Source organism: Kitasatospora sp. NPDC059817, assembly GCF_042731835.1.
Classification (GTDB): domain Bacteria; phylum Actinomycetota; class Actinomycetes; order Streptomycetales; family Streptomycetaceae; genus Kitasatospora.
On the sequence record NZ_JBHWIR010000178.1, the window covers coordinates 1 to 8,897 of the forward strand.

Sequence of the window (8,897 nt, forward strand, 5' to 3'; positions counted from 1 at the left end):
GTCCTGTGCGACCGGGCGGGCCGACTGCTGTGCGGGAGCCGGGTTCAGGACGGCAGGCGCAACACCGTGCCCGGCTGGATGAGGTCCGGGTCGTCGCCGATGGCGGCGCGGTTGAGCGCGTAGAGGGCGGGCCAGCCGCCGGGCACGCGCAGGGTTTCGGCGAGGTCGCCCAGGGTGTCGCCCTCGCGGACCGTCCACCCGCCGTCGCCGGCCTCGGCGCCGGCACTGTCGCTGTCCGCCGGGGGCGCGGGCGCGGGTGCGGGTGCGGGCGGCGGGGGCAGGGCGGCGTCGCGCTCGCGGTCGTGGCCGCGGGTGGCGCGGGCGCCGCAGGCGGGCCAGGGGGCGAGGCCGCGCCGCCCGGCGAGGTGCTGGGCCACCGCGATCTGTTCCTCGCGGCTGGCGAGGTCGGCGCGCGGGGCGTAGGCGAGGCCGCCGTTGTCGCGCCAGGTGGGGGTGTCGAACTGGAGGCCGCCGAAGTAGCCGTTGCCGGTGTTGACGTGCCAGTCGCCGCTGCTCTCGCAGGCCGCCACGCTCTCCCAGTCGTACCTCCCTCCGTCGTACCCCCGGCCGGGGTCGGTGCCCGGGCCGCGGCCCGGGGGAGCGGCCTGGGCCGCGGGAGCGGTGAGGGCCACGGCGAGCGCGCACAGGGCGGCGGGGACGAGGCGGCGAAGACGAACGGTGGGAGGCATCGGCGGCTCTCAACTTCGGGAACAGGGCGCGCACCGCCCGGAGGCGGCGCACACCCACCGACGCACGCCGGGTGGGGCGCGCCACCGCCGACACGTCCGGCAAGTCACCCGCTCGGCCGCCCCGGACCACCCCGACGGCCCGCGGCCATCCGGCCTCGCCCGCCGTCCCGGAACCGTAAGGACCGGCGGCGCCGCGCGGACCCTAGAGTGGCCGGGACGCCTCCCCGAGGAAGGGTACGAACGATGACGATCGATCAGGGAACCGGTGCTCCGCGCGCCGAACTGGGCGTGATCGGCGGCTCAGGGTTCTACGCGCTGCTCGACGACGTGACCGAACTGCGCGTCGACACGCCGTACGGGCCGCCCAGCGACGCGCTGTTCCTGGGCGAGGTGGCCGGCCGCCGGGTCGCCTTCCTCCCCCGGCACGGGCGAGGCCACGGCCTGCCGCCGCACCGGATCAACTACCGGGCCAACCTGTGGGCGCTGCACTCCCTGGGCGTGCGCCAGGTGCTCGGACCGTGCGCCGTCGGCGGGCTGCGCCCGGAGTACGGGCCCGGCACGCTGCTGGTGCCCGACCAGTTCGTCGACCGCACCTCCGGCCGGGTGCAGACCTACTACGACGGCCTGCCGCTGCCCGGCGGGGCGGTGCCCGAGGTGGTGCACGTCTCGATGGCCGACCCGTACTGCCCGGACGGGCGGCGCGCCGCCCTGGACGCCGCCCGGGGCGCGGCCTGGGAGCCGGTGGACGGCGGCACCCTGGTGGTGATCGAGGGCCCGCGCTTCTCCACCCGCGCCGAGTCCCGCTGGTTCACCGCGAACGGCTGGTCCGTGGTCGGCATGACCGGCCACCCGGAGGCCGTCCTCGCCCGCGAACTCGGCCTCTGCTACACCTCGTTGGCGCTGGTCACCGACCTCGACGCGGGCGTGGAGAGCGGCGAGGGCGTCACCCACGCCGAGGTGCTGGAGGTCTTCGCCGGCAACGTCGACCGGCTGCGCACGGTGCTGTTCAAGGCGCTGGAGAGCCTGCCCGCCGCCCGGGACTGCGTCTGCTCGCACGCCCTGGACGGGCTCACGACGGGTCTGCCGGGCGTCTGACCCGCGGGCGCCGCCGCCACCACCGGACGAGTGCGAACAGCAGCACCGGCCCGGCGGTGGCGGCCAGCACCAGCAGCCAGTTGCGCAGGTACGGCAGCGGCAGCAGGGAGGAGTTGCCGTGGTTCTCGCCGTCCCGCAGCACCGCCGGCAGCCCGATCGCGCTCACCGCCGCCGCGACGATCAGCCAGCCGCGCAGCGCCCAGTCGCGCGCCAGTCGCGCGCCGACCAGGCAGAGCAGCGGCACCCACAGCCCGTCGTGCAGCAGCACCCCGCCCACCGCCCAGACCGCTACGTCGAGCGGGTCGGTGATGTAGGAGTCGGTGAGCAGGCCCGACAGGCCGAAGCCGATCAGGGCGAGCCCGCCGAGCAGCAGCACCGCGCGCAGCCACCGGGGCATCAGATCACCTCCAGGCGCGCGACCCACTTGGTCTGCAGCACCCCCGGCCGGTTGGGCGCGATGATCCGCGCCGGGAAGCCGTGGTCCGCCGTCAGCACCTCGCCGTTGATCCGCAGGGCGAGCAGGGTGAGCGGGTCGACGGCGTACTCGGCGGGCATCCGCGTCTCCCGGTACGGGCCGTCCGCCTCCAGCGAGGTGATCAGCAGGCCCGAGCCGGCCGGGGCACCCGCCCGGACCAGCAGATCGGCCACTCGCACCCCGGTCCAGCGTGCCGAGAAGCTCCACCCCTCCACACAGGAGATCGGCAAGTGCACCTCGTACTGCGGAAGTTGGTTCAGCTCGGCGAGGGAGAGCCGGTACGGCTGCGGGCCGTCCACCCGGAGCCGCCAGTCGGCCGGCACGGTGACCGTCCCGGCCTGCGCGGCGGTCCGGTTGACCGGCAGCCCCTGCGGGCCCAGGTCGGGGCGGCGCGGGGCCAGCAGGACCAGCCCGCGCAGGAAGGGGACGGTCTGCCCGGCCGTGGTGAGCGTGACCGCACCCACCGCGGCCGTCACGGCGGCGAGGAACGCCCGCCGCTGCGGCAGCCCGGCCGCCGGGCGGCGCCAGTGCAGCGCGATCAGCGGGCCCTTGGCCGCGAGGTGGACGAACAGGCCGCCGGCGGCCAGCCAGGCCAGCCAGAAGTGCGTCTGGCGGAACGGGAACGGCCACGGATACCACTGCAGGGTGTCGAACAGCCCGGTGAACAGCTCCAGCAGCATCGCCGCGACCAGCACGAAGATCCCCAGCCGCTCCAGCGCGTGCGCCACGCCGCGCACCGGCGGCCACGCGAACAGCTGCGGGTAGACCGTCCACAGCTTCGCCCCCAGCAACGGAACGGCCGCCAGGCCGCTGATCACGTGCAGCCCCTGGGTCACCCGGTAGCCGTTCACCGGGCGGCTCAGCAGATACGGCGTCAGCCAGCCGGGCGGGTCCTGGAGGGCGTGGCTGACCAGCCCGGTCAGAAAGCACACCAGCAGCGCGGCGCCCAGCCAGCGGCCGAGCACCACGGCGGTGCGCGGCTCGTGCAGCGCCGAGCGGAATCGCGGAAGGAGGTTCGGAGTCACCCGTCCATGGAACCGCCGGGCCCCGGTTTCGCGGCGGCACGACGTGCTTACGGAATCCGAACGGCGCCACGCCGCTGCGGTCGCGCGCCGCCGCCCGGTGGCAGGGTGGGCGCGTGCCCACCCGCCCCCTGCGCATCCGCCTCCGGCCCGCCCGCGTGCCGCCCACCCGCCTCCGGCCCGCCCGCGTGCTGCCCTGTCTGCTCGCGCTGGCCGCCCTGACCGCTGCGCTCGCCCTCACCGTCACCGGCGGCGGCACGCTCGGCCACCGCGCGCCGCTGTACGCCTGGTACGCCGTCGACGCCGCCCTGTACGCGCTCGCCCTGCTGGCGCTGCGCCGGGTGGGCGGCCGTCAGGTCGTGCCCCTGGTCCTGGCCGGGAGCGTCGCCGTCGCCGCCGTCGGCCTGCTCGCCCCGCCGCGCACCAGCGACGACGCCTACCGCTACGTCTGGGACGGCCGCGTCCAGGCCGCCGGCACCTCCCCGTACGCGCACACCCCGGACGACCCGGCGCTCGCCCGGCTGCGCACCCCCGACCTGTGGCCGACCGGCGGCGCCTGCGACGGCTGGGACGAGCGGCGCACCGCCGCCGGCGACTGCACCCGCATCAACCGGCCCGCCGTGCACACCATCTACCCGCCGGTCGCGGAGGCCTGGTTCCTCGCCCTGCACCCCTTCGGGGGAGGGGTGCGCGGGATGCAGGCCGCCGGCGCCCTGCTCGCGGTGGCGACCACGGGGGCGCTGCTCGTGATCGGGCGGGGCGGCCGGCGGGCCGCGCTGTGGGGGTGGTGCCCCGGCGTGACGGTGTGGTCGGTCAACGACGCGCACGTGGACACCCTCGGGGCGCTGCTGCTGGTCGTGGGCCTCGGGTACGCGGCCCGGCGGAAGGCGACGCGGGCCGGCGCGCTGCTCGGCGCGGCCGTGGCGGTCAAGCTGATCCCCGCACTGGCCCTGCCGGGCGCGCTGGCCCGCCGGCACCCGCGCGAGAGCGCCCTGCTGCTGGGCGCCTCGCTCGGCGCGTTCGCCCTGGCCTACCTGCCCTACCTCGCCGCCTCCGGCACCGGTGTGCTCGGCTACCTGCCCGGCTACCTGAAGGAGGAGGGCTACGAGCAGGGGCACCTCGACCGCTTCGGCCTGCTCGCCCTCCTCCTGCCGGACGCCCTGCTGCCGTGGGCCGCCGGGGCGGTCCTGGCCGCCGTCGCCCTGTGGGTGCTCCGGCGCGGCGACCCCGCCCGCCCCTGGGACGGCGCCCTGTTCGTCACCGGTACGGCCCTGCTCCTCGCCGCGCCCGCCTACCCCTGGTACGGCCTGCTGGTGGTGGCCCTGGTGGGCCTCACCGGCCGCGGGGAGTGGCTCGCCGTCCCCGCCGCCGGGCAGTACCTCTATCTGACGGGCGGGGTCGAGGCCCAACAGGCCGCCTACGGTGCCGCGTTGGCGTGCGTCGCGGTCGGCACCCTGGTGCGCGGGAGAGCGACCGCCGTCCTCAGCGGGGCTCCAGCCCTTGCAGCATCTCCGGCAGGTCCCGGCTGTGCAGCACCCCGAGGGACTTCGTCGCACGGGTGAGGGCGACGTAGAGGTCGTTCACGCCGTGGGCGTGCGCCGCGAGGATCTCGGTGGGCTCCACGACCAGGACGGCGTCGAACTCAAGCCCCTTGGACTGGGCGGCCGTCAGCAGGACGGCCGGCGAATCCAGTGACGCCGGACCGTCGTTGACGCAGACACCTGCCAACTCGGCGATCCCGTCGAGCAGTTCGGCCGGGGCATCAGGCGCGTGGATGACCGCCAGCCGGCCGCCGTCCAGCGCCGCGAGCTCCCGTTCGACGGCGCCGCGCAGCGCCGCCGCCCGGCCGTCCGCGGGGATCCGCAGGCTCCACGGGCGGGTTCCGCCGCTGCGTACCGCGGTGGGGGCGGCGAGCGACGGGTCGAGCGCCCGCAGGACGCCCTCGGTGACCTGCATGATCTCGGCCGGGGTGCGGTAGTTGATGGTGAGTTCCACCGTGCGCCAGCGCCCCGCCGTGTACGTGTCAAGGGCCTGGCCCCAGGAGCTCAGCCCGGCGGGCGCGCCGGTCTGCGCCAGGTCGCCGACGATCGTCATGGAACGGCCGGGGCAGCGGCGGGCCAGCATCCGCCAGGCCATCGGGGACAGCTCCTGGGCCTCGTCCACGATCACGTGCCCGTAGCCCCAGGTCCGGTCCTCGGCCGCGCGCTCGGCCAGCGGCCGGAGCGACTCCTCGCCGCGGTACTGGCGGGCCAGCATCTTCGCGTCCATCTCGACCAGGCCCACGCCGAAGTCGTCGAGGACGATCTTCGCGAACTCCAGCTCCGCCGCCTCGGCGGCGGCCTCGGCCCGGCGGGCGACGGCGGCGCCCGGAAGCGGGCCGAGCAGTTCGGCGGCCTCGTCGAGCAGCGGCACGTCGTCGGCGGTCCAGGTGGTCCAGGTTGTCCAGGCGGTCCGGGTGGTCGCGGCGGTCACGGCCTCCTCGGCCTCCTCGACCTCCTCGACCTCCTCGGCGGCCTCGGCGGCGGACTCCCGCTCCGGGCCCGGCAGTTCGCGCAGCAGTGCGGCGCGTTCGGCCTCGGTGAAGTCCGGCATCGCGCTCGCCAGCAGCTCCGGGGAGCCGAACAGGCTCGTGAGCACCTGCTCCGGGTTCAGCAGCGGCCACAGCTTCTGGGCCACGGCCTGGAACTCGGGCTCGTCGACGAGCGCGTCGGCGAGGTCCGCCACGGCGTCCAGGTCCATCTTCCCGCCCTGGTCCCGGGCGATCCGCAGGGCCAGCTCCGAGGAGAGCCGCTCCACCAGGTCGGCCCGGGCCGCGTTGTGCGGCCTGCCGCTCCGGTGCGCGGCGGCATGGGCCCGCTCGCAGAGCGCCCGGCCGATCCGGAGCTCCTGGTGGTAGGGCGAGGTCTTGCCCACGGTGATGGTCCACGACTCCTCCGGCAGCTGCCGCAGGCCCTCCAGCGCGGCGGCGAGGACCTGGGCCATCCGGGCGTCGCCCTTGACGGCGGCCGCCTCGGGCGTCTCGGCGCCGGTCCCCGTCACCCCCGGGTAGAGCGTGCCGATGCTGCTCAGCACGACCTCGCTCTCGCCGAGCGCGGGAAGCACCTGGTCGATGTAGCGCAGGAACGTCGTGTTCGGCCCGATGACCAGCACACCGTGCTTGGCCAGCCGGTCGCGGTGGGTGTAGAGCAGGTACGCGGCGCGGTGCAGGGCGACGACGGTCTTGCCGGTGCCCGGGCCGCCCTGCACGACAAGGACGCCGCCGAGCGCGTCGCGGATGACGCGGTCCTGCTCGGCCTGGATGGTGGAGACGATGTCGCCCATCCGCCCCGTCCGGGCCGCCGTCAGCGAGGCGAGCAGGGCGCCCTCCCCGCTGAGCTCGGCGTCGCCGCGGCCCGCGTGGGCGCCCACGCCGAAGGCGTCGTCGTCGAAGTCGACGACGGTCCGGCCCTTGGTCCGCAGGTGCCGTCGCGCCACCACACCGCCCGGTGCGGCGGGCGTCGCCCGGTAGAACGGCTCCGCGGCCGCCGCCCGCCAGTCGGTGAGCAGCGGCTCGTGGTCGTCGTCCGACAGGGCGATCCGGCCGATGTACTGCCGCTCGCCGTCGGCGTCGTCGATCCGGCCGAAGCACAGCCCGTACTCGGCGGCGTGCAGCGCCGCCAGCCGGCGGGTGTGGTGGATCTCCATGGTGTCGCGCTCCAGGAGGGCCTGGATCGTCCCGCCCTTCTCCTGGAGGTGGACCTGGCGCAGCCGGGCGGCCGCGAGTGCGCGCTGCGCTTCGAGGCGCTCGTACAGCCTGCCGACGTACGCGTTCTCCGCCCGCAGTTCGCCGGCCCGCCAGTCGTCGGCGGGCGAATTCGGTTCGGACGAGGAGGACGAAGAGGATTCGGACGAGGGGGACGAGGAGGATGGGGAGGACGAGATGGGGGACAAACCTGGCTCCAGGTGCTTCGAGCTTTTCGATTCCGCGGGCGGTCGGCCGGGAAATCGGGGGTGGCGGCGGGTGGAATTATCCGGCACGCCTCAGCGGCCGGCCGCGTCGAGCAGCAGTTGTGCGGCCAGCGCCGCGCCGTCGGTGCGGATCATGGTGGCCACGGCGGTCGCCCACACCCGGGTCTCGGGGGCGAGGGCCGTCCTGAGCGCGGCCGACAGGGACTCGGTGGTCGGGGTCGGCCCGTCGAGTGCCACGCCGATGCCCAGCTCGGCCACCCGGCTGGCCCAGTACGGCTGGTCCGCGGTCTGCGGGACGACGACCTGGGGCGCGCCGGCCCGGGTGGCCGTCGTCGTGGTGCCCGCCCCGCCGTGGTGCACGACGGCGGCCACCCGGCCGAACAGCGCCTGCTGGTTGACCTCGCCGACGACGAAGCAGTCGCCCCGGTCGTCGATCGGGGCCCGGACACGCCCCGGGCCGGCCCAGCCGCGGGCCACGACCACGCGGCGGCCCTGCGCGCGGACCGCCTCGACGGCGACCTGGGCGGCGTCCTGGGAGGCGAGCATCGGCATGCTGCCGAAGCCCACGTACACCGGCGGTGCGCCGGCGGCCAGGAAGGCCTCCAACCCGGCCGGCAGCGGGCGTCGGTCCGGCAGGATCCACGCGCCGGTCTGCACGACGTCCAGGTCCGCCGGTTCCTGCCACGGGTCGAGGACCGGGTCGGTCGCCAGCCACGGCCGGTCGCCGATGACGTAGCCGCGGACGTCGTCCACCGGCGGCAGGCCGATCGACGCCCGGTTGGTGTTGAGCGCCGCGCCGAACAGCGCGTTGATGCTCTCGGCGTCCAGGCCCCACAGCACCCGGTTGTCGGTCACCTCCGGCGGGAACGGCCGGCCCGGGTACGCCAGCGGCGGGCGGCCCGGCGAGGGCAGGGTGAGCTGCTGGAAGGTCACCGACACGGAGCGGATGCCCAGCTTCTCGGCCACCGACAGCGCGCCCGCCGCAGCCGGCAGCATGCCGGTGGCCACCAGCACGTCGCAGCCCTCGGCCGCCGCCGTGACCGCCTCCAGCTGCCCGGCGATCACCGCGGCCGCACGCTCCGGCAGGGACGACGGCGGCGCCGCCGTCGTCAGCGCCCGCGCCGACGGGCCGACCGGCACCAGCGGCACGTCGATGTGGGCCAACCGCTGCGCGAAGTCCTCGTCCGGCGGCGCACACACCCGCACCTGCGAGCCGGACTCCCGCAGCCGCGCCGCGAGCCCCACCAGCGGTTCGACATCCCCGCGGGACCCGTACGTCGACAACAGCACACGCATTTTCGCGACCCCAAATTTCCGCGGATTCCGGTTCAGGTCGACGATTGTGCGGCACGACCGGGGCCTTGCCGCAAGGCCCCCCGTACGCTATAAGTTAGAAGTGGCCGGGAGTGGTTTTTCCTCCTGTGCCTTTTTTCTCGTCCGCTGCGGGTGGACTTCTTTTCTGCTGGTGAAACGGTGTGTGCGGCGCGTGCTGCCTGTGCTACGTGTGCGGAGTGTTCAGCCCGGAATGGCGACCTGACGACGCGGTGACCTGGCGACGCGGACGGGGGCCCACCCGGGGTGCGGGGGGGGCCCCCCCGGGGGGGGGCCCGCCCTACAGGTGGTGCCAGCGCCCCCGCCCGAGTAGCCCCCGGGGGGGTAAAGTGGTGT

General features: G+C 75.6%; 7 protein-coding genes. 2 read left to right on the plus strand and 5 right to left on the minus strand.

From position 1 onward, the window contains the following. Positions 1-44: 44 nt before the first annotated feature. Positions 45-689 carry a transglycosylase family protein gene (locus ACFV61_RS28620; protein WP_380494715.1) on the minus strand — a complete coding sequence of 215 codons (645 nt, stop codon included), beginning with the start codon at positions 687-689 and terminating at the stop codon, positions 45-47. 243 nt (positions 690-932) lie between these two features. Here ACFV61_RS28620 and ACFV61_RS28625 point away from each other — a divergent pair, with 243 nt between their 5' ends. Beyond that, the gene (locus tag ACFV61_RS28625) at positions 933-1,784 is read left to right on the plus strand and encodes an S-methyl-5'-thioadenosine phosphorylase (protein ID WP_380494718.1); all 852 of its coding nucleotides are present in this window, start codon (positions 933-935) and stop codon (positions 1,782-1,784) included. Here the strand turns inward: ACFV61_RS28625 and ACFV61_RS28630 are convergent. Further along, complete coding sequence (locus ACFV61_RS28630; protein WP_380494720.1) at positions 1,759-2,181, minus strand: hypothetical protein; 423 nt, start codon at positions 2,179-2,181, stop codon at positions 1,759-1,761. The two genes, ACFV61_RS28625 and ACFV61_RS28630, sit on opposite strands and share 26 nt — an antisense overlap. After that, positions 2,181-3,284: a molybdopterin-dependent oxidoreductase gene (locus ACFV61_RS28635; RefSeq protein WP_380494722.1), complete on the minus strand. Its 1,104-nt coding sequence runs from the start codon at positions 3,282-3,284 to the stop codon at positions 2,181-2,183. Before ACFV61_RS28635 ends, ACFV61_RS28630 begins: the two co-directional genes overlap by 1 nt. Positions 3,285-3,397: 113 nt before the next feature. On the opposite strand from ACFV61_RS28635, the gene ACFV61_RS28640 reads away from it, so the two are divergent. Next, complete coding sequence (locus ACFV61_RS28640; RefSeq protein WP_380494724.1) at positions 3,398-4,843, plus strand: glycosyltransferase 87 family protein; 1,446 nt, start codon at positions 3,398-3,400, stop codon at positions 4,841-4,843. Here the strand turns inward: ACFV61_RS28640 and ACFV61_RS28645 are convergent. Together ACFV61_RS28645 and ACFV61_RS28650 are read right to left on the minus strand one after the other, a co-directional pair. Beyond that, positions 4,764-7,211, minus strand: a complete 2,448-nt coding sequence (locus tag ACFV61_RS28645; protein WP_380494726.1) for a HelD family protein — start codon at positions 7,209-7,211, stop codon at positions 4,764-4,766. The genes ACFV61_RS28640 and ACFV61_RS28645 overlap by 80 nt on opposite strands. A 90-nt stretch (positions 7,212-7,301) precedes the next feature. Continuing rightward, on the minus strand, positions 7,302-8,525 hold the full coding sequence (locus ACFV61_RS28650; RefSeq protein ID WP_380494728.1) for a glycosyltransferase: 1,224 nt from the start codon (positions 8,523-8,525) through the stop codon (positions 7,302-7,304). Between the last annotated feature and the right edge of the window lie 372 nt (positions 8,526-8,897).